This window comes from Bradyrhizobium sp. USDA 223 (assembly GCF_044909005.1).
GTDB classification, from domain to species: Bacteria; Pseudomonadota; Alphaproteobacteria; order Rhizobiales; family Xanthobacteraceae; genus Bradyrhizobium; species Bradyrhizobium yuanmingense.
In genome coordinates this window covers 6,428,296-6,447,626 of the sequence record NZ_JBIYDR010000001.1, presented here as the reverse complement: position 1 = coordinate 6,447,626, position 19,331 = coordinate 6,428,296, and the positions used below count along the sequence as shown (strand labels likewise).

The 19,331-nt window shown below is 66.2% G+C and carries 17 protein-coding genes; 4 read left to right on the top strand and 13 right to left on the bottom strand.

Annotation, left to right across the window (positions count from 1 at the left end; all coding sequences use genetic code 11):
- Positions 1 to 34 precede the first annotated feature (34 nt).
- From ABIA40_RS30045 to ubiE, 8 genes are all read right to left on the bottom strand, one after another.
- Positions 35 to 757, bottom strand: a complete 723-nt coding sequence (locus ABIA40_RS30045; RefSeq protein WP_271543448.1) for a nucleotidyltransferase family protein — start codon at positions 755 to 757, stop codon at positions 35 to 37.
- A 115-nt stretch (positions 758 to 872) separates the two neighbouring features.
- Positions 873 to 1,190, bottom strand: coding sequence for a PilZ domain-containing protein (locus tag ABIA40_RS30040; RefSeq protein ID WP_036009083.1), 318 nt, complete (start codon positions 1,188 to 1,190; stop codon positions 873 to 875).
- Between the two features lie 87 nt (positions 1,191 to 1,277).
- Positions 1,278 to 2,795 carry a tRNA (adenosine(37)-N6)-threonylcarbamoyltransferase complex ATPase subunit type 1 TsaE gene (gene tsaE / locus ABIA40_RS30035; protein ID WP_404544839.1) on the bottom strand — a complete coding sequence of 506 codons (1,518 nt, stop codon included), beginning with the start codon at positions 2,793 to 2,795 and terminating at the stop codon, positions 1,278 to 1,280.
- Complete coding sequence (locus ABIA40_RS30030) at positions 2,792 to 5,296, bottom strand: PAS domain-containing sensor histidine kinase (RefSeq protein WP_275500498.1); 2,505 nt, start codon at positions 5,294 to 5,296, stop codon at positions 2,792 to 2,794. The genes tsaE and ABIA40_RS30030 overlap by 4 nt, the downstream gene beginning before the upstream one ends.
- A gap of 319 nt (positions 5,297 to 5,615) precedes the next feature.
- A complete protein-coding gene (gene dut / locus ABIA40_RS30025) occupies positions 5,616 to 6,074 on the bottom strand; it encodes a dUTP diphosphatase (protein WP_404544837.1) in 459 nt (152 codons plus the stop codon).
- Entirely contained in the window at positions 6,071 to 7,513 is a 1,443-nt protein-coding gene (gene coaBC / locus ABIA40_RS30020) for a bifunctional phosphopantothenoylcysteine decarboxylase/phosphopantothenate--cysteine ligase CoaBC (RefSeq protein ID WP_404544834.1), read from the bottom strand. Before coaBC ends, dut begins: the two co-directional genes overlap by 4 nt.
- A gap of 56 nt (positions 7,514 to 7,569) precedes the next feature.
- Complete coding sequence (gene ubiB, locus ABIA40_RS30015; protein ID WP_275500504.1) at positions 7,570 to 9,144, bottom strand: 2-polyprenylphenol 6-hydroxylase; 1,575 nt, start codon at positions 9,142 to 9,144, stop codon at positions 7,570 to 7,572.
- Entirely contained in the window at positions 9,141 to 9,902 is a 762-nt protein-coding gene (ubiE, locus tag ABIA40_RS30010; protein ID WP_404544832.1) for a bifunctional demethylmenaquinone methyltransferase/2-methoxy-6-polyprenyl-1,4-benzoquinol methylase UbiE, read from the bottom strand. The genes ubiB and ubiE overlap by 4 nt, the downstream gene beginning before the upstream one ends.
- Positions 9,903 to 9,983: 81 nt before the next feature.
- On the opposite strand from ubiE, the gene mutM reads away from it, so the two are divergent.
- Positions 9,984 to 10,865, top strand: a complete 882-nt coding sequence (mutM, locus tag ABIA40_RS30005; RefSeq protein ID WP_404544830.1) for a bifunctional DNA-formamidopyrimidine glycosylase/DNA-(apurinic or apyrimidinic site) lyase — start codon at positions 9,984 to 9,986, stop codon at positions 10,863 to 10,865.
- A 234-nt stretch (positions 10,866 to 11,099) separates the two neighbouring features.
- Here the strand turns inward: mutM and ABIA40_RS30000 are convergent, their stop codons facing one another.
- Both ABIA40_RS30000 and ABIA40_RS29995 read right to left on the bottom strand, forming a co-directional pair.
- Positions 11,100 to 11,843 carry an AAA family ATPase gene (locus ABIA40_RS30000; protein ID WP_404544828.1) on the bottom strand — a complete coding sequence of 248 codons (744 nt, stop codon included), beginning with the start codon at positions 11,841 to 11,843 and terminating at the stop codon, positions 11,100 to 11,102.
- A 365-nt stretch (positions 11,844 to 12,208) separates the two neighbouring features.
- Positions 12,209 to 13,561: a serine protease gene (locus tag ABIA40_RS29995; RefSeq protein WP_404544826.1), complete on the bottom strand. Its 1,353-nt coding sequence runs from the start codon at positions 13,559 to 13,561 to the stop codon at positions 12,209 to 12,211.
- 263 nt (positions 13,562 to 13,824) lie between these two features.
- On the opposite strand from ABIA40_RS29995, the gene ABIA40_RS29990 reads away from it, so the two are divergent.
- Positions 13,825 to 14,628 carry a molybdopterin-synthase adenylyltransferase MoeB gene (locus ABIA40_RS29990; RefSeq protein WP_275500511.1) on the top strand — a complete coding sequence of 268 codons (804 nt, stop codon included), beginning with the start codon at positions 13,825 to 13,827 and terminating at the stop codon, positions 14,626 to 14,628.
- 9 nt (positions 14,629 to 14,637) lie between these two features.
- On the opposite strand, the gene ABIA40_RS29985 is transcribed toward ABIA40_RS29990, so the two are convergent.
- Positions 14,638 to 15,645 carry an aldo/keto reductase gene (locus ABIA40_RS29985; protein WP_404544823.1) on the bottom strand — a complete coding sequence of 336 codons (1,008 nt, stop codon included), beginning with the start codon at positions 15,643 to 15,645 and terminating at the stop codon, positions 14,638 to 14,640.
- 112 nt (positions 15,646 to 15,757) lie between these two features.
- Here ABIA40_RS29985 and ABIA40_RS29980 point away from each other — a divergent pair, with 112 nt between their 5' ends.
- Positions 15,758 to 16,669, top strand: a complete 912-nt coding sequence (locus ABIA40_RS29980; RefSeq protein ID WP_404544821.1) for a LysR family transcriptional regulator — start codon at positions 15,758 to 15,760, stop codon at positions 16,667 to 16,669.
- Between the two features lie 3 nt (positions 16,670 to 16,672).
- Here ABIA40_RS29980 and ABIA40_RS29975 read toward each other — a convergent pair whose 3' ends face one another.
- Entirely contained in the window at positions 16,673 to 17,674 is a 1,002-nt protein-coding gene (locus ABIA40_RS29975; protein WP_404544819.1) for a 2-hydroxyacid dehydrogenase, read from the bottom strand.
- 319 nt (positions 17,675 to 17,993) lie between these two features.
- Here ABIA40_RS29975 and ABIA40_RS29970 point away from each other — a divergent pair, with 319 nt between their 5' ends.
- Positions 17,994 to 18,521 (top strand): SH3 domain-containing protein, encoded by a 528-nt coding sequence (locus tag ABIA40_RS29970; RefSeq protein ID WP_157285970.1) that lies wholly within the window; start codon positions 17,994 to 17,996, stop codon positions 18,519 to 18,521.
- A gap of 145 nt (positions 18,522 to 18,666) precedes the next feature.
- On the opposite strand, the gene irrA is transcribed toward ABIA40_RS29970, so the two are convergent.
- Positions 18,667 to 19,155 (bottom strand): iron response transcriptional regulator IrrA, encoded by a 489-nt coding sequence (irrA, locus tag ABIA40_RS29965; protein ID WP_036009037.1) that lies wholly within the window; start codon positions 19,153 to 19,155, stop codon positions 18,667 to 18,669.
- Positions 19,156 to 19,331: the final 176 nt, after the last annotated feature.

Below are 19,331 nucleotides of genomic sequence, written 5' to 3'. Positions count from 1 at the left end.
TGCCCACCCTACGGCACCGTCTTCGAGGCAGCCCCTAAGCCACGCTCTCCAGAAACGCCTCTTCCGCGGCGCGCACGGCGTCGGGCGTGCCGACATGCATCCAGACGCCGTCGAGGCGCAGGCCGAACAGCCGTTCCTGCTCGTTGGCGCGGTCGAACATTTTGGTCAGCGAGAATTCGCCCTTGGGTGCGTCCGCGAAGATCGCGGGCGACATGATCGCGGCGCCGGCATAGACGAACGGAACGACCTCCTTCTCCTTGCGCTTGCGCAAGGCGCCGTCGGGCAGCATGCCGTAATCGCCGCGGCCGCCATAGCCGATGCTGGTCGCGGTCGGCGCCATCAGCAGCAGGATGTCCATGCGATCGGGATCGAAGTTTTCGGCGAGCCGCGTCAGGTTCGAGCGCACGCCGTCGATCCACAGCGTGTCGGAATTGACATGGAAGAACGGCGCATCGCCGAGCAGCGGCAGCGCCTTGACGACGCCGCCGCCGGTGCCGAGCACCTGGTTGCGCTCGTCGGAGATCGTCACGCGCGGAAGCTGGCGTGATGCGACGTGGTCGATGATCTGGTCCGGCAAATAGTGCACGTTGACCACCGCCTCCGTCACGCCGGCCTGGCCGAGCTTGTCGAGCACGTGGTCGAGCAACGGCTGGCCTGCGACCGGCACCATCGGCTTCGGCATCTTGTCCGTCAGGGGGCGCATGCGCAGGCCAAACCCTGCGGCGAGCACCATGGCTTTGGTCGGTTTGACGGACATCCTTCGCTTTCTCAGACCTTTCGCGTTCGCAATCCTAACACGAGGCTCGAATTGCCGCACCGCATCTCGACCGCCTTAACCACCCGCCGTGACGGTTGTACGACGGGTGTTGCCGTCACGCCCCAACGGCTGTGGAACGTACCTTTTTCTTCTTGTCGCCGACTTTCAGGAAATTGACGCCGATCTGGTCGCCATTGACCCAGGCCAGCTCGCAACGCCGGTAGGCGAGCCCCGTGGAGGACAGCAGGAGAAAGAATTCCTTCAGATGCAGGCCTTCGACCGAGCCGTCTATGGTCAGCTTGGCGCCGGTCTCGGAGACGTCCTCCATGGTGCAGTCGCGCCGCCAGGTGCCGTCGATTCCCATCATCTGGGCCGAAAACCCGCGCTCGAAAATAACCCGGCTATTTCCGCGCTGATCCGCTTTCGCTGCCATCTGCCCCGCTCCAGCCCCGCAATCTTCCGGCTCCCTCGGCGCCAGAATAGCGACATCTTGGCTAACGGCCGGTAAATCGGTCCTGTATCAGCCCGGCGGCGGGACGTTGGCGAGATACCAGTCGCGCAGATGGGCGAGCGTGGGATGCGCCAGCGAGCGCTGGAGATAGGTCCAGATCCGCGGCTGGTGGCGCAGATAATGCGGCTTGCCGTCGCGGCGGTTGAGCCGGGCGAAGGTGCCGAGCAGGCGCGTGTTCCGCTGCGCCGACATGATCGCGTAGCTCTCGGCGAAGCCGGCGGCGTCGAAGCTCGAATCCTGCGCCCGCCGCGCCTTGATGTAGCGCGACAGCAGCGTCAGCTCGAGAGTTTCAGGGACGTCGAGACGAGCATCCTGCAGCAGCGATACCACGTCATAAGAGTGCGGCCCGAGCACGGTGTCCTGGAAGTCGATCACGCCGACGCGTTTGATGGCGTCGCGGTCAGCGAGCCAGATCAAGTTCGGCGAGTGATAATCGCGGATGACCCACGTCCTCGGCCCGGCCAACGGCTTTTTCAGCAACTCGCGCCACATCGCGAAGAACTCTGCGCGCTTCGCATCGCTCAGCGGCGCGTTGCGATCGGGCAGATACCATTCCGGCATCAACCCGATCTCGATCAGTAGCGCCTCGGTGTCGAAGGCAGGAATGGTGTAGGTCTGATCCGGCAGCTGCAGCGTCTCCGGCAACGTCCTTCTGTGCAGCACGGCCAGCACGTCTGTCGCAGCTTCGTAACGTTCGCCGATCGGGCGCGGCGGGTCACCTTCGATCACGCCTTCACTGCCGAAATCCTCTGAGATCAGGAAGCCGTGGTCGAGATCGTAATGGTGGATCGCGGGCGCCGAGATCCCCACCACGCGCAAGCCTTCGTCCATGGCAACGAAAGGCCTGATGTTCTCGGCCAGATGCACCGCGGCGCTGTAGGATTTTCCGTTGTAGAGCGCCGCGCCGTCGGGCCGCTGCGGGAAGTTCATGAGGATGACGATCTCCTCATCGCGCACGAGCCGCGCGTAGGAGCGTGTCGAGGCGTCGCCCGGCATGCGTTTGCGCGTCGCATCGATGTAACCGGATGCGTCGAGGAATTCGCGCAGCGCCTTCAGCCGCGCAACTGTAGCTGCGCTCTTGCCATGGCCTGTGATGTCGGCGGCACGCGCGTTCGAGCCCAGCGCCGGCCGGTGCGTCAGCGCGATGTCGATGCGGTCCTCGGGCATCGCCGACGGAGCGCGCTCCGGCCATTCGATCAGCACCAGCGTGGCATCGGGCAGCGGCGACAGCCCGATCTCCTCGAGCTCGCTCTCGTCCTCGACGCGGTAGAGATCGGCATGCAGCACCGGGAAGGGTGGCAGCTCGTAGCCCTGCACCAGCGTGAAGGTCGGGCTCGGCACTTCCAGCGCATCGTCACCGGCGAGATAGCGGATCAGGCTGCGCGCCGCCGCGGTCTTGCCGGCGCCGAGATCGCCGGTGAGGGTGATGACGTCCCCGGGGCCGACCAGCAGCGCGAGGTCGGCCATCAATTGCGCCGTGGCCGTCTCGTTGTGAAGCGCGACGGAGAATGTGGTTGTTTCCGTCATTCGGCGGCGTCGCGATGCGCCGCCTGGTCGGTCGGGAAATCGCAAATCACGACCGTGCCGCGGCCGACGATCGAATCCACCCGCACCTTGCCGCCATGCAGCTCGACGAAGGAGCGCACCAGCGACAGGCCGAGCCCGGCGCCGCGGTGACGCGAGCCCTGCGAGCGGCTTTCGAACCAGTTGAACACCTTGTCCTTCATGTCGGCAGGTATTCCAGGGCCGGAATCTGTCACGGTGAAGACCACGCTGCGTTCGGTGCGCCGCGCGCTGATGCCGACGGTAGAATCCTGTGGAGAAAATCCGACGGCGTTGGCGAGGAGGTTATAGAGCACCTGCACCACGCGCTTCTCGTCGCCGACGAAGCTGCCGACGTCGGGCGCGATCTCGACCTTGAGGCGGATGCGGTCGGTGGCGAGCCGGTCCTGGATGCCCTCGGCGGCAAGCTCGATGGCCTTGCTGACGTCGACCTGCCCGAGTTCCAGCTTCATGGCGCCGGCGTCGATGGTGGCGAGATCCAGGATGTTGTTGGTGAGCGCGAGCAGCGCGTTGGTCGATTTGGTGACGTAGTCAAGATATTCGGCCTGCTTCGGCGTCAGCGGTCCGGTCGAGGGATCGCTGAGGAAGTGCGCGAAACCGATGATGGTGGTGAGCGGCGAGCGCAGCTCGTAGGAGACGTGGTGGACGAAATCCACCTTCATCTGGTCGGCCGCCTCCAGCGCCTCGTTGCGCTCGCGCAGTGCGCGCTCGACATTCTCGGTGTCGGTGATGTCCTGGAACGTCAGCATGGTGGCGCCGTCCGGCAGCGGCCGGATCATGCCGTCGAGCACGCTGCCGTCCTTGCGCTCCAGCTTCAGCGGCAGGTCGGCGCGGTTCTCGATCGAGGTGATGGCCTCGCGGATCTGGCGCCAGACTTGCGGATCGTCGAACAGCTGATGGCACCAGCCTTCCACCGTCTGGATATGCGGCTCGTCGCGCATGGCATCGCTCGACAGCTTCCACATCCGCACGAAGGCCGGATTGAACAGCTGCGCCTTGCCGTTGCTGCCGAACACCGCGACGCCCTCGGCGAGGCTGTCCAGCGTCTCGCGCTGCACGCGGATCAGGCCGTCGAAGCGGCGGGCGAGGTCGAGGCTTTCGGTGACGTCGTCGAACAGATAGGTGACGCCGCCCTCGGGATTCGGCGTGGTCACGACCGAGAGCGCGCGGCCGTCAGGCAGGAACCAGGTGTCCTTGGCGGTCTCGACCGCGCGATAGGCCTCGTGCAGCTTGGCCTTCCAGGCGCGGAAATCCGACTGCTCCGGTAATTTGCGCGCGGCGCGGAGCTGGTCGAGCACGCTGGAATCATCCGGATGGGCGTCGAGGAAGTTGCGATCGAGATCCCACAGCCGGCGATAGGAATCGTTGTAGAAGGCAAGGCGCCGCTGGCCGTCGAACACGGCAACGCCGGAGGAGAGCTGGTCGAGCGTGCGGCGGTGCGCCTCCGCCATGCGCACCAGCGCCGAGCTCAGCGCATCCGCCTCGCTGGCATCGATGGCGACGCCGACGCTGCCGCTGCCGACATTGACGGCGCGCACGTCGTAGATGCGCCGTTCGCCGCCGACCACGATCGGCAGCCGCGAGGTGAAATTGGCGGCGTCCTTGAGCCCCCGCTCCATCGCATTGCGGTCGTCGCTGTCGAGCAGCTCGAGCTTGCGCTCCTGGGCATCGATGGCGCTGGTCGCCTCGGTAGCGCGCACATAGGCCGGGTTGGCGTAGGTCAGCGTGCCGTTTTCGCCCTTCGCCCAGATCGGCCACGGTGCGGCCGCGGCAAAGCCGCGAAGCATCTCGGTCTCGTCGGAGAGCGCCTTGTAGCGCAGATTGGTCTCGGCCAGATCGCGGCGGAGGCCCGAGAGCTCGCGAATGCGGACGATGGCTTGGCCGCCGATGGCGCGCCCGATCGCTTCCAGCATATGGCCGTGCGCGGTGGTCAGCGTCAGCTGGAACCCGTCGCCGCGCTCGCGCAGCGCATCGACCGCATGGTCCATCAGCAGCGCCGGTTCCGGCGGCAGCCAGGTTCCGAACGCCAGCACACGCTGCGGCGAGGAATCGCGCGGCAGCACCAACGCGATATCGCCGGAGATCTGCGCGCGGTTGTCGCCCGCCGGCCATGAGATCAGGATCTGCGGCTCGGCGAACAACAGCGCGCCGAAGCGGTCGGCCTGGAGCTGAAGTTCCCCGATCCGCGCGCGCAGCCGCGCCTCGTTCTTCGCCGTGCGCACCCGCGTGCGCATCAACAGGATCGCGGCCATCACCGAGAAGCCGAGCAGGGCCAGCGCGGTGGCGAGCACCGCGAGTTCCTGCCGGTTGAGATCCATCACAAGGGCGAGGGTGTCGACGAGGTCGGCGGCCTTGGCCGGCGCAGCCGGCAGCAGCGCTGCGAGAGCGCCTCCCACCAAGCCGTTGCGCGCCAGCGATGTGCACGACAACAGCGTCCGACGCATCGACACGATCACGCCTGACATAGTTGCCCCAAGACGCGGAAATTCAAGACCGCACGAATCTGCGCGCGGCGACCCCCGTCGCGCGCGAATCAAAAGACAATACCCTCACCGCGACTCCGCCGGTAAGAGTCCAGATCGTGAACGCAAAGGCGGCCCCAAAAAAATGCGGGCCGCGCGGTTCCAAGGCGCGTGATTCTGCGGATGATTCGGCTGGGATTGCCGTGCGTTAGCCCGTCGGGCGGATCGCCTGCCACGATGGCGGTCTCCAGAGGAGAGAACCCTCACCCGCCGCGCTCTGCGAGCGCGACGGCCTCTCCCGCAAGCGGGAGAGGCAAGAAAGCTACCGCCCCGTCGAGCCAAAACCGCCGGCGCCGCGACCGGTCGCCGACAAGGTGACGACGGGAACCAGCGCGGCCTGCAGCACCGGCGCGATCACCATCTGGGCGATGCGCTCGCCGCGCTTGATCACGAAAGGCGCGGTGCCGTGATTGATCAGGATCACCTTGATCTCGCCGCGGTAGTCCGCATCGATCGTGCCCGGCGAATTCAGCACGGTGACGCCGTGCTTGGCCGCCAGCCCCGAACGCGGCCGCACCTGCGCCTCGTGTCCGGGCGGCAAGGCGATGACAAGGCCCGTCGGCACCAGCGCGTATTGGCCTGGTGCGAGCGTCATGGGCTCGTTGTCCGGCACCGCCGCCATCAGATCGAGGCCGGCGGCCTCGCTGGTCTGATAGGCCGGCAGCGGCAGGCCCTCAGCGTGGGCGAGGCGTTGCAGCTCGACGGTAACCTTCGTGCTCAAGATGTGGACTCCAGGGATTTGCCGGTCACGCTCTTCGCGATATGCGCGACCAGTTCGATGGCGACCTGTTCCTTGGTCATCGCCGGCCAGGAATCAACTGCAATCTCGCCGTCCGGCGCACCGGTCTTGCGGCTGAGCAGGTGGACCGTGTTGCGGTCGCCGCCCATCACGCCGGTGGCGGGCGAGACGTCGTTGGCGACGATCCAGTCGCAGCCCTTGCGCGCGAATTTTGCTTTGGCGTTGTCGATGAGGTGCTCGGTCTCGGCGGCAAAGCCGATCACGAGCCTCGGGCGCTTGTCGGCGAGCTTGGAGATGGTGGCGAGAATGTCGGGGTTCTCGACCAATTGCAGCGGCGGCATGCCGGCCGCGGTTTTCTTCAGCTTCTGCTCGCCTTCATTGGCGACGCGCCAGTCGGCGACTGCGGCGGCGAAGATCGCGACGTCGGTGGGAAGCGCGGCCTTGACCTGCTCCAGCATCTGCCGCGCCGATTCGACATGCTTCACCGTCACGCCCGGGGGATCGTCGAGGTCGACCGGACCGCTCACCAGAGTAACCTCGGCGCCCGCGGCCTGCGCAGCGGCGGCAATGGCAAAGCCCTGCTTGCCGGAGGAACGGTTGGCGATATAGCGCACCGGGTCGATCGCCTCATGGGTGGGACCGGCGGTGATCAGCATGCGCGTGCCCGCGAGCGGCTTCGGCGTCGGCGGCCGCAGCAGGCGCTCGGCGGCATTGGCGATCTCGATGGCTTCCGACATGCGGCCCGTTCCGGCTTCGCCGGCCTCGGCCATCTCGCCCGCATTCGGGCCGATCAGCACCACGCCGTCGCGCTGGAGCTGGGCGACGTTGCGGCGCGTCGCCGCGTTGCTCCACATCAGCGGATTCATCGCCGGCGCCAGCAGCACCTTGCGGTTGGTCGCGAGCAGGATGGCGCTGGCGAGATCGTCGGCATGACCGTTCGCCATCTTCGCCATCAGGTCGGCGGTGGCCGGCGCCACCACGATCAGGTCGCAGTCGCGCGCGAGGCGTATATGGCCGGCATCGAACTCGCTCTGCGGGTCGAACAGGTCGGTATAGACGCGCTCATGCGACAGGGCGCTCGCGGCCAGCGGCGTCACGAATTGCTGCGCCGCCTTGGTCAGCACGCAGCGGACCTCGATGCGGCGCTCCTTCAGCCTGCGGATCAGGTCGAGCGACTTATAGGCCGCAATCCCGCCGCCGATGATCAGGGTGACGCTGGCCTCGGGAACGGCGCCGCTGCGCTGCGGCGTCGGGGCGGCGGAGGGCACCGCAAACGGCGTCAGCGGCTCCTCGCGGCCCTCGATCAGCTCCCGCAGGATGACCCGGACTTCCTCTTCGACCGACCTGTGGTTCTTGGCCGAGCGCAGCCGCAGATAGGTTTTGACGGCGTCGTCGAGCTTGCGGATGGTCAGGCTTGCCATGACGCCCTCTGGAACGGAATGATAGCAATGCTATCACCAGCGTGATTGCAGTGCAATCACAGATTCCGGACGGCGATCAGAATCCCGATGAAGGTCGCGGCGATGATCCAGAGCGCCACGGTGCGCCAGCGGTTCTTGCGGCCCTCGCTGCGTCCCATGGCGGCGATGCTCTCCGGCGACAGCCTGATGCCCTCCCGCGTCATGGTCTCGAGCTGCTCAAGCACCTTCACGGACCGCTCGGCGATCTCAGGCAGGCGCATCAAGACCCGCGCGATGTCCCCGGTCCCCGCGAGCGCGCCCTCGATGCGGCCGATGGGTCCGAGGTTGCGCTCGATCCATTCGCGCACCACGGGGTCGGCGATCCGCCAGATGTCGAGCTTGGGATCGAAGCCGCGCGCCACGCCCTCGACCACCACCATGGTCTTCTGCAGCAGGATCAGCTCGGGCCGCGTCGTCATGTCGAACAGGCCGGTGACCTCGAGCAGCAGCGTGAGCAGCCGCGCCATCGAGATCTCTTCAGCCGTGCGGTTGTGGATCGGCTCGCCGATGGCGCGGATGGCTTGCGCGAAATTCTCGACCGAATGATGCGCGGGCACATAGCCGGCCTCGAAATGCACCTCGGCCACGCGGCGATAATCGCGGGTGATGAAGCCGAGCAGGATCTCGGCGAGGAAGCGCCGCTCCTTCATGCCGAGCCGGCCCATGATGCCGAAATCGACCGCCACGAGGCGGCCGGCGTCATCCAGGAACAGATTGCCCGGATGCATGTCGGCATGGAAGAAGCCGTCGCGCAGCGCGTGGCGCAGGAAGCTCTGGATCACCTTGCGGCCGAGATCGGGCAGGTCGACCCGCGCCTCGGCGAGGCGCTTGTGATCGTTCAGCGCGATGCCGTCGATCCACTCCATCGTCAGCACGTTGTGCGTGGTGCGGTCCCAGTCGACGGCGGGCACGCGGAAATCGGGATCGTCGCGCGTGTTCTCCGCCATCTCCGACAGCGCGGCAGCCTCTAACCGCAGGTCCATCTCCATCGCGACCGAGCGCGACATGGTGTTGATGACCTCGATCAGGCGCAGGCGCCGCGCCTCGGCCGAATAGGCCTCAGCCTTGTGCGCGACGTAGAAGAAATCGGAGAGATCGCGGCGGAAGCGCGCGGCGACGTTGGGTCTCAGCACCTTGATCGCGACGGACTTGCGGATGCCGTCGCGCACCACCTCGCCGCGATGCACCTGCGCGATCGAGGCCGCCGCAACCGGCGGGCCGAAGCTCACGAAGATGTCCCTCAGCGGCCGCTCCAGCGAGGTCGCGATCGTGGCCTCGGCTTCCTGCTGCGGAAACGGCGGCAGGCGGTCCTGCAGGCTTTCGAGATCGCGCGCCATGATGACGCCGACCACGTCGGGGCGCGTGGCCAGGAACTGGCCGAGCTTGAGATAGGCCGGGCCCATCCGCGTCAGCGCGCGCGAGATCCGCGGTCCCTGCTTGGCGCCACGGCGCTCAATGATGCGCGCCAGCTTCAGCGCGAGCTGTCCCGGCGGCGGCACCAGGCTCGGATCGACCGCGCCGAACACGCCTTCGTGCGCAAACACGAACGCGGCGCGGATCAGGCGCGCAATGTGGGTGACGGCAGAGATCACAAACGCCAGCCCGAGTGCAGTGCGACGATGCCGCCGGAGAGTGTCTGCCAGCTGACGCGGGCAAAGCCGGCCTCGCGGATCATGTCGGCGAAGGCGGCCGGCTTTGGAAATTTGCGAATGGACTCGACGAGATATTGGTACGATTCGGAGTCGCCCGTGACCATGCGCCCAAGCGGCGGGATCACCTTGAACGAGAACAGATCATAGAGCTTGTCGAGGCCGGGCATCTCGACGGTGGAGAATTCCAAACACAGGAAGCGGCTGCCGGGTCTCAGCACGCGATAGGCCTCGCGCAGCGCAAGGTCGATCCGGGGCACGTTGCGGATGCCGAAAGCGATCGTATAGGCATCGAAGCTGCGATCGGCGAAGCCGAGCGATTCGGCATTGCCTTCGACGAAATCGACCTGGGTGTCCAGATGACGCTTGGCGGCGCGTTCGCGCCCCACGGCCAGCATGTCCGCATTGATGTCGCACACCGTGGCGTGGAAGCCGGGGCCGGCTGCCTTGGCGGCGCGGAACGAGATGTCGCCGGTGCCGCCGGCGACGTCAAGCAGCGCGAACGGCCGGTCGCCCCTCGGCGGATCCAGCGCGGTGATCATGATGTCCTTCCAGACCCGGTGCAGGCCGCCGGACATCAAATCGTTCATCAGGTCATAGCGCGACGCCACGCTGCGAAACACATCGTTCACCAGCGTCTGCTTGTCCCCGAGGGGAACGTCCCTGAAGCCAAAATGCGTGGTTTCGCCCGGCCGATCCATTACTCTACTCCACTCGACGGACCATAGCCCGCCCGCCGCAATGGCGCTATCACACCGCCCTCATAAGGTGAATGCCCGACCATGCCTGAATTGCCCGAAGTCGAGACCGTCCGCCGCGGCCTTCAGCCCGTGATGGAGGGTGCGAAAATCCTCGACGCGGAGGCCCGCCGGCCAGATTTGCGCTTTCCGTTCCAGCGCGACTTCGTGGCCCGGCTCAAGGGGCAGGTCGTCACGGGGCTGGGGCGCCGTGCAAAATATCTCATGGCCGATCTCGCCTCCGGCGACGTGCTCTTGATGCATCTGGGCATGTCGGGCTCGTTCCGCGTCATCAAGCCGGACAACGAGGCTCAGCCCGGCGAGTTTCACTATCCGAAGGCCAAAGACTCCGCGCACGACCACGTGCTGTTTCGGATGTCCTCGGGCGCCGACATCGTCTTCAACGATCCGCGCCGCTTCGGATACATGAAAGTGATTGCGCGTGGCGCGCTCGAAGACGATCCGCTGCTGCGCGGGCTCGGCCCCGAGCCGCTCGGCAATGAATTCGACGCGGCGATGCTGGCGCGCTCCTGCCAAGGCAAGACCACGAGCCTGAAGGCCGCGCTGCTCGACCAGCGCGTGGTGGCCGGGCTCGGCAACATCTATGTCTGCGAGGCGCTGCACCGCTCGCATCTGTCGCCGCGGCGCATTGCAGCGACCCTATCCACCAGGAAGGGCGAGCCGACGGATCATGCCAAGCGCTTGGTCGGCGCGATCCACACCGTGCTGAACGACGCCATCCAGGCCGGCGGCTCCAGCTTGCGCGATCACCGCCAGACCTCGGGCGAGCTCGGCTATTTCCAGCATTCGTTCAGGGTCTATGACCGCGAAGGCGAAAAATGCACGACGCCGCGCTGCGGCGGCACGATCAAGCGGTTCGTGCAGAACGGTCGTTCGACCTTCTGGTGCCCGAAATGTCAGAAGTGACCATCGGGATTGCCGCAGCGTCGTAGCCCGGATGGAGCGCAGCGTAATCCGGGGCCGGCCTCTCCGCGGAGAGACCTTCCTGGATTGCGCTTCGCTTCATCCAGGCTACGGGAGCCCTCGCTACAACGCGCGAGGCGAAGCAATCCGGCCGGGCTGGTGGCCGGACTGCTTCGTCGCTTGGGCTCTTTCACCGGATGGCGAAGAGCCCGACTGTCGTCCGAGCGATCGCCCCGCTCAGGACGCCAGTGTCGTGGTCTCGTCCGACGCCTTGCCTGCAGCGATCTGCAGCATGCCGTGCGTAGCCGAGATGACCTGGTCGATCAGGACATTGGTGGTGGCTTCGAGCTCGAGCCGGGTCTCGATCCAGCGCCAGAGGCCGCGGATCTCGTCCGCCGATTTGCCGTTCGGCGCGAATTCGCTCACGGCAAGGCCGCTCGCAAGCGCGTCCTGGTGATCGTTGCGCATCACGATCAGCGGACGCGCGAGCACCTCGGCAAGATCGAGCGCGGCTTCCTCGGCGAGCGCGGTCGCGGCGTTGTCGATGCGCTGGCCGCGGATCGGCGTCTGGTTGAGCACGAAGCTGTAAGGCCGCTTCCAGGCACGGGCGACGCTGAGCGTCGAGACGGTCGCCTCGATGTCGGCGACGCTGGGACGGGCCGGGATCAGGCAGAGGTCGGAATGGCGGATCGCGGCGGTGGTGGCGGCGCTGAGGCCGGCGGCAGTGTCGACGATCGCGAGCTGGAGGCCGCTCCCGGCGAGCATCTTGAGACGCGGCTCGATATCGGCGGCGTGATAGATCGGCTCGACGAAGAGATCGTCGGTAGAGCGGCGGCGCTGCCAGTTGGAGAGGGTGCCCTGCGGGTCGGTCTCGATCAGGCGGACGGTGAAGCCGGCCTGCTTGGCGGCCAGAGCGAGGCCGATGGCAAGCGTGCTCTTGCCGCTGCCGCCCTTTTGGGTGGCCAGTACGATCGTGTGCATTGAAGGTCAATCCTTTGGAGTGCTGGGTCAGGGATACGCCACGCGAACGTGCATCGCTTCTGGATGCTGAGCGCTTCTCGCTCAGGACGTGCCGGCCCGATCCAAAGGGGATCGCGGAGGTCCGAATCAACGGTAACGATGATGGCGGAATCGCGAATGCCAGCGAATCCGTACCATTACCGGCTCCGTAATCGTACGTGAGGCGGTCCGTGCCCCGGACAAAGCGCAACGCGATAGCGGTGGGCTGCAGAGCCGGGGCCCAGAAGCCACAAGCGCGACTGTTGAAATATGGGTCCCGGCTCAGCGGAGCGGCATTTCATGCCGCACCGCGTCCGGGACACGAGGATTGAGATGCCGGCAGCGCCTTATTTCCGCACGCAGATCACGCGCACGACGGCGGCTTTGGCGTCTGTCGACGTGCCATTCGGGCTGACGCCCTTCGCCTTGAGAAACCCGCGCACCGCCTCGGCAGAGACCATCATCGCCTGTGATGCCGACGTCGCGGGTCCCGCGACCACCGCCGGCTTCAGCAGCGCGATGCCGGCGAACTTGCCGTCGCCGTCGACGGCCGGGCTGCCGGAGAAGCCGACCGGCGGCGGCGGCGAGAGCGCGGAATTGCTGCTCGTCGCCGGCGTCAGCGCGGCCTTGAGGTTCGACACGGCGGCCGCGCCGCCCTGGCTTTGCGGATCGGCGATGCCGACGACATCGACATTGGTCTTCGCGGCCCCTCCGGCGAGGCTGAGCGGCCTCAGGTCGCGCGCGCCGTAGATGCGCAGCAGCGCGAGATCGTGCTCCTTGTCCTCGGCGAGACGGTCGGCGCTGCCATGGCCGGCGATCGTGATCGCAAGGCAGCCATCCGTGACGAGGCGGTCGGTGACGATCGCGCCGTCCTCGCTGACGACGACGCCGGTGCCGTATTCGACGGTCTTGCGCGGCGGCGGCCCGGCCAGCGGTCCCGACGGAAACGCGTTGAACGCGCTCGACATCGCGATCACGACCGGCTCGACAGTATTCTCTGTCGCCTGGTCGTAGATGATCGTCATGGTGCGGACCTCGTCGCCCTTGAAGGTGCCGCGGACGTAGAACTTCTTCTCGCCCTGCAAGCCCGACAGCACGAAGAAATCCGGCTTCACCACGGTGTAATCGACCTTGCGGCCGGACGGCTCCTTCTCGAGATCGGCGAGCTTGGCCGAGGTCGGGTTCGTCTCCTTGCGGCGGCTGAGAACCACCTGCACCGTCCCTGTCGGCGAGGTCCATTTCGAGCCGTTGGCGTCGCTTGCCTGCTGCGGCACCAGCTTGCCGGGAATGCCGAGCCGGGCGCCGCTGGTCGGCTCCGTCACGATCTTCCAGCCGACGCTCTCCTGCTTCTTGCGTGCCGCCTCAGTGAGCGCGGTGCGCTCCTGCGGATTGAGCACGCCGGTCGGCTTGCCGCCCTTGGCCTTCTGGTACTCCTTGATGGCGTTGACAATGCGCTCGCTGACGTCGCCGGTGATGGCGCCGTTATATTGTCCGACCCAGGCGAGGTCGGACTGCAGGGCCAGCCGCTCGGCTTTGGCCATGGCATCGGCCGTCGCGGACGGCGTCTGCATCGCAGGGGGCTTGACCGGAACGGTCTGGACCGTCTTCGGGGTGGCGCCTGGCACTTGGGGCGTCGTCATCTGGGCGTGCGCGCTCGTGGCAGCCGCCAACATCAGTGTTGCCGCAAGCATCGATCTCATGACAAATCCAGCCAGCCCGTTGAACGCCAAAACATTGAAAAGCATGCGATTGAAGCACATCTCGTTGGTCGCGAACAATGTTGCGGTGGTTCAGGCCTAAGGTCGGGCCGTGTACACAGGTCCTCATCCTGAGGAGCGGCCGAAGGCCGCGTCTCGAAGGATGGCCCCGGGTGAGATCCGGGCCTGCATGGTTCGAGATGCGCGTTCCGCGCTCCTCACCATGAGGTGTGAAAGCGATGGCTTGGTAGGAGAGGCGTAAGACGATGCTGAGCCCGGACGAACTCGAACGCTATGCCCGCCACATCGTGTTGCGCGACGTCGGCGGCCCCGGCCAGGCGGCGCTGAAGCGGGCCTCGGTGCTGGTGATCGGCGCCGGCGGGCTCGGCGCGCCCGCGCTGATGTATCTGGCCGCCGCCGGCGTTGGCACGCTCGGCGTGGTCGACGACGACGTGGTGTCGCTGTCCAATCTGCAGCGCCAGGTGATCCATACGACGCCCGATATCGGCCGGCACAAGGTCGAGAGTGCCGCCGAGCGGATCGCGGCGCTCAACCCACATGTCCGCTTCATCGGTCACGCCACCTGGCTCAACGCGGATAACGCGCTCAGCCTGATCGGCGATTACGACCTTGTGCTCGACGGCTCCGACAACTTCTCGACGCGCTATCTCGTTTCCGACGCCTGCTTCTTCGCCAAGCGGCCGCTGATATCAGCGGCGCTCGGCACCTTCGACGGCTCGCTGACCACCATCCGCGCGCATGAGACGAACGAGCAGGGCGAATTCAATCCGACCTACCGCTGCCTGTTTCCGGAAGCGCCGCCGCCCGGCACCGTGCCGGCCTGTGCGGAGGCCGGCGTCATGGGCGCACTCGCGGGCGTGCTCGGCTCGATGATGGCGCTGGAGGCGATCCGCGAGATCGTCGGCTTCGGCGACGGCCTCGTCGGCCGCCTCCTGATGATCGATGCGCGCGCGATGCGCTTCGAGACGCTGCGCTATGGCCGCGATCCCGCCAATCCGCTCAACGGCGACGGGCCCGTGTTCGAGGATCTCAGCGTCCATCGCAGCTGATTGCTACGGTCACGCCGCCGCCGGCTTCTCGCTGTCGAGATGCGCCATATGCTCGGCCGGGTAGCGCGTGCCGGCCGCGATATTGGGCGGAAACGCCTTGGCCAGCGCCTCGAGATGCGCCGGCGTCAGCGTCACCTTCGTTGCGCCAAGCGCTTCGCTGAGGCGGTTGCGGGTGCGGGCGCCAACCAGCGGCACGATCGCGTTGTCCTGTGCCGCGACCCAGGCGATCGCAACCTGTGCCGGCGTTGCGCCGATCTCGTTTGCGATTGCGCGCAGCTGCTCCACCAGCGCGAGATTGGTGTCGAGGTTCGCACCCTGGAAGCGCGGCGTCATCAGCCGGTAGTCACGGCCGGCCTTGCCTGAGTCCTTCGACCAGTGGCCGCTGATCAGGCCGCGCGCGAGCACGCCGTAAGCGGTGATGCCAATGCCGAGCTCGCGGCAGGTCTTCAGGATACCGCGTTCGATGCCGCGCTCGATCAGCGAATATTCGATCTGGAGATCGGCGATCGGATGCACCGCATGCGCGCGGCGGATGGTGTCGGAGCCGACCTCGGACAGGCCGATATGCCTGACATAGCCGGCCTTCACGAGATCGGCGAGACCGCCGATGGTCTCCTCGATCGGCACATTGGGATCGAGACGCGCGGGACGGTAGATGTCGACATAGTCGGTGCCGAGGCGCTGCAGCGAATAGGCGAGGAAGTTCTTTGTCGCCGCCGGCCTCGTGTCCATTCCCGCGAATTCGCCGGCCGGCCCGCGCAGCGCGCCGTACTTGACGCTGAGCTGCACCTTTTCGCGCGGCACCTCCTTCAGGGCTTCCCGCAACAACGTCTCGTTTTGCCCCATGGCGTAGAAATCGCCGGTGTCGAGCAGGGTGATGCCGCCATCGAGCGCCGCGTGCACCGTGGCGATGGCCTCGCCGCGATCGGCGGCGCCGTAGACCTCCGACATGCCCATGCAGCCGAGGCCGAATGTGGAGACGGTCGGGCCGGTTGAACCGAGTGTGCGCTGTTCCATGATTTTTCTCCTCGAGAAGGCGGCTGGGCCGCGTCACGAGGCCAGATATGAGCCGGAGCGATTGCGCCGATAAGCTGGACAATCCAGAACGCCTTGTTCAGATTAGTGAACAATGGCCGAGCCCGATCTGCGCGATCTCGATGTCTTCGTGGCGGTTGCCCGCACCCGCAATTTCCGGCGGGCCGCGGTCGAAATTCGCGTGTCCGTATCGAGCCTTAGCCAGCGGCTGCGGGACCTGGAGGAACGCCTCGGCGTGCGCCTGATGAACCGCACCACCCGCAGCGTCGCGCTGACCGAGGCGGGCGAGCTGCTGCTGTCGCGCGTCGCGCCGGCGCTCCGCGATGTCGGCGATGCCCTGGAGCAGGTGCGGGGCCTGCGCGGGGTCGCCTCCGGCCGCCTGCGCATCAATGCGCCTCCGCCCGCGGTCGATCTGGTGCTGGCGCCGCTGGCCGGGCCGTTCCTGAGCGCTCATCCGCAGGTCGATCTCGACATCGTCAGCGAAAGCGGCTTCGTCGATATCGTGAGCAGGGGCTATGACGCCGGCGTGCGCTATGGCGAGCATCTCGCGCAGGACATGGTGGCGATCCCGCTGAGCGGCCCGCAGCGCTATGTCGTGGTCGCTTCGCCCGGTTACATCGCGCGGCGCGGCAGGCCGCTTCATCCGAAGGACCTGCTCGACCATGATTGCATCCGCGCGCGCTATTCGAGCGGCGTCATGCACGATCTGGAATTCGAGAGAGCCGGGCAGGTGGTGAAGGTCGATCCGCCGGCGAAGCTGATCTCGACCAATATGAATCTTGCGATGCGCGCTGCGCTCGACGGCGTCGGCATCTGGGCCACGCTCGACGGCTATGTCGGCGATGCCGTGAAGTCCGGCGATCTGATCAGCCTGATGGAAGAATGGTGTGAGCCGTTTCCGGGCCCGTTCCTGTATTATCCGAGCCGGCGCCAGACGCCGCCGGCGCTGCGCGCGTTCATCGATTTCGTTGCGGATTGGCGCAAGCGCGAAGGGCGCGGGAAGTAAACCTCAAAGCATGCTCGGCAGCACGCGGTCCGGCGGTTTGTGGGCGTCGAGGAAGGTGCGGATGTTGATGATCACCTTCTCGCCCATCTCGACGCGGCCTTCGATCGTGGCCGAGCCCATATGCGGCAGCAGCGTCACCTTGCCGGCCCTGGCGAGCCGCACCAGCTTCGGGTTGACCGCGGGCTCGTGCTCGTAGACGTCGAGGCCGGCGCCGCCGATCTCGCCGCCTTCGATCAGCTTGATCAGCGTGTCCTCGTCGGTGACCTCGCCGCGCGCAGTGTTGACGATGTAGGCGTCCTTGCGGATCAGCTTCAGCCGCCGCGCCGAGAGCAGGTGATAGGTCGCCGGTGTGTGCGGACAATTCACCGAGATGATGTCCATCCGCGCCAGCATCTGGTCGAGGCTTTCCCAATAGGTCGCGCCTAACTCCTCGGCGATCATTGGGGCGACGGGACGGCGGTTGTGATAGTGGATCTGCAGGCCGAAGGCGCGGGCGCGGCGCGCCACCGCCTGGCCGATGCGGCCCATGCCGATGATGCCGAGGCGTTTGCCCCCGATGCGGTGGCCGAGCATCCAGGTCGGCGACCAGCCGGCCCAGGGCTTGCCTTCGGTCAAGATCGAGGCGCCTTCGATCATGCGCCTGGGCACCGCCAGGATCAGCGCCATGGTCATGTCGGCAGTGTCTTCGGTCAGGACCTTCGGCGTGTTGGTGACGGTGATGCCGCGGGCATGGGCGGCTGCGACGTCGATATTGTCGACGCCATTGCCGAAATTGGCGATCAGGCGGAGCTTGCAGTCGGGCTGGTTCACGACCTCGGCGCTGATGTGATCGGTCACGGTCGGAACCAGGACGTCGGCGGTGCGGGCGGCTTCCGCGATCTGCTCGGGCGACATCGGCGTGTCGTCGAGATTGATCCGCGCGTCGAACAGCTCGCGCATCCGCGTCTCGATCGAATCCGGCAGCTTGCGCGTCACCACGACGAGGGGCTTTTTCTTCACCGACATGTCCTGCTCTCATGAGGCATCGCAGGCCGCCTCTGTCGCCAAAGGCCGGTCGTTGAGGCCTCATTAACCCGGTTGTTCGACACTGCCCTTGCCGTGTCCGTCCCCGGCGTTTCCTCCAAGCTCACCCGACATTTCCGGCCGGAAAATCGGGGCCAATTGGTTGCTCAAGTGCCCGTTCTCTCTAGCAGAAGGCCGGGCCAAGACAAGAACCACGGCTCAAGGCTTGGAACCCGCGTGGGGCGGGAGAGGGAGCGGGTGCGGCAGGGTTTGAAGTTGGGGTGAAGGTCCGGTCTGCCGGGTCCTTGAAGGAGACGGGTTGATGGCGTTGGGGCGTTTTTGTTCGGTGATGGCGCTCGTTTGCATGTGGTTGAGCGCCTCGGTCGACCCCTCGCATTCGAAGGACAATACCCCGCAGGCCAGCAGCGGCTTGCCGGTGCCGCGCTATGTCAGCCTCAAATCGGATCACGTGAACGTCCGCGCCGGCCCGACCAAGGACAACGACGTCGCCTGGGTCTACACCCGCGCCGGCCTGCCGGTCGAAATTACCGCCGAGTTCGAGAACTGGCGCCGGGTGCGCGATTCCGAAGGCGCCGAGGGCTGGGTCTATCACTCGCTGCTGTCGGGCCGCCGCACCGCGGTCGTCACCATGAAGCACAAGGACGATCTCGCTCCGATCTATGACCGGCCCGATCCCGACAGCGCGGTTGCGGCCAAGCTCCAGGCCGGCGTCGTCACCCAGGTCAAGAAATGCGCCGCAGGCTGGTGCCGCGTCATCGGCAACGGCTTCGACGGCTGGATTCAGCAGGAGCGCCTCTGGGGCGTCTACGCCGACGAGCAGGTGAATTGAGGACAATAGGCGGAGGGCGCGCTCGCCGCTCCAACGTCATGCCCGGGCTTGTCCCGGGCATCCACGTCCTTCACGCCCAGTCCAAAAACGTGGATGGCCGGGACAAGCCCGGCCATGACGGCAAACTCGGCAGTTTGAATCGATCTCAGCGCTTCTTGCGCAGGCGCACGACCATGTCGATGCGGGAGATCTCGTAGCCCTCGGGCACCTCCGGCATCTTGGACAGCGCCAGATGCGGATCCTCGATGTCGACCAGCTCGTGGCTGTTCTCGAGATAATAGTGGTGGTGGGTGGTGACGTTGGTGTCGAAATAGGTCTTGGTGCCGTCGACGCTGACCTGGCGCAGCAGGCCGGCATCGGTGAGCTGGTTCAGCGTGTTGTAGACGGTCGCCAGCGACACCGGGACCTTGGCGAGTGTGGCTTCCTCGTAGAGCATTTCAGCCGTGAGGTGGCGTGCGCCCTTGCCGAACAGCAGCCAGCCCAGCGCCATGCGCTGGCGCGTCGGCCGCAACCCCGCGGACTGCAGCATTTCGTTGACGTCGTGCCAGGGACACCCGGTCAGGGCCGGCTGGCGGCCGGACAGGAGGGCCGCGGCATGGTCGTCGTCGTGTTGGGACGCGGTATTCTCGTTCATTTCCAAGATTTCGGGCACGCGTGAACAATATCTCCCTGTAACATAAGAAGAGAAAGATGCAGATGCAAGTTTCTCGCAACTAGAGACGTTCTAATCAGGCTCGGAACCGGTTGGGGAGCGCGTCATTTTACCTTCATCTCTGCGCTTTGCCACCCGAAATGGCGTGTGTTAGAGAG

Bases quoted from the DNA above. Each gene is read 5' to 3' on its own strand.
- ABIA40_RS29995 (WP_404544826.1), bottom strand. From the start codon at position 13,561: ATGAGATCGATGCTTGCGGCAACACTGATGTTGGCGGCTGCCACGAGC.
- ABIA40_RS30045 (WP_271543448.1), bottom strand. From the start codon at position 757: ATGTCCGTCAAACCGACCAAAGCCATGGTGCTCGCCGCAGGGTTTGGC.
- coaBC (WP_404544834.1), bottom strand. From the start codon at position 7,513: ATGGCAAGCCTGACCATCCGCAAGCTCGACGACGCCGTCAAAACCTAT.
- ABIA40_RS29985 (WP_404544823.1), bottom strand. From the start codon at position 15,645: ATGGAACAGCGCACACTCGGTTCAACCGGCCCGACCGTCTCCACATTC.
- mutM (WP_404544830.1), top strand. From the start codon at position 9,984: ATGCCTGAATTGCCCGAAGTCGAGACCGTCCGCCGCGGCCTTCAGCCC.
- ABIA40_RS30030 (WP_275500498.1), bottom strand. From the start codon at position 5,296: ATGTCAGGCGTGATCGTGTCGATGCGTCGGACGCTGTTGTCGTGCACA.
- ABIA40_RS30040 (WP_036009083.1), bottom strand. From the start codon at position 1,190: ATGGCAGCGAAAGCGGATCAGCGCGGAAATAGCCGGGTTATTTTCGAG.
- ABIA40_RS29990 (WP_275500511.1), top strand. From the start codon at position 13,825: ATGCTGAGCCCGGACGAACTCGAACGCTATGCCCGCCACATCGTGTTG.
- tsaE (WP_404544839.1), bottom strand. From the start codon at position 2,795: ATGACGGAAACAACCACATTCTCCGTCGCGCTTCACAACGAGACGGCC.
- ABIA40_RS30000 (WP_404544828.1), bottom strand. From the start codon at position 11,843: ATGCACACGATCGTACTGGCCACCCAAAAGGGCGGCAGCGGCAAGAGC.
- ABIA40_RS29975 (WP_404544819.1), bottom strand. From the start codon at position 17,674: ATGTCGGTGAAGAAAAAGCCCCTCGTCGTGGTGACGCGCAAGCTGCCG.
- ubiE (WP_404544832.1), bottom strand. From the start codon at position 9,902: ATGGATCGGCCGGGCGAAACCACGCATTTTGGCTTCAGGGACGTTCCC.
- ABIA40_RS29970 (WP_157285970.1), top strand. From the start codon at position 17,994: ATGGCGTTGGGGCGTTTTTGTTCGGTGATGGCGCTCGTTTGCATGTGG.
- irrA (WP_036009037.1), bottom strand. From the start codon at position 19,155: ATGAACGAGAATACCGCGTCCCAACACGACGACGACCATGCCGCGGCC.
- ABIA40_RS29980 (WP_404544821.1), top strand. From the start codon at position 15,758: ATGGCCGAGCCCGATCTGCGCGATCTCGATGTCTTCGTGGCGGTTGCC.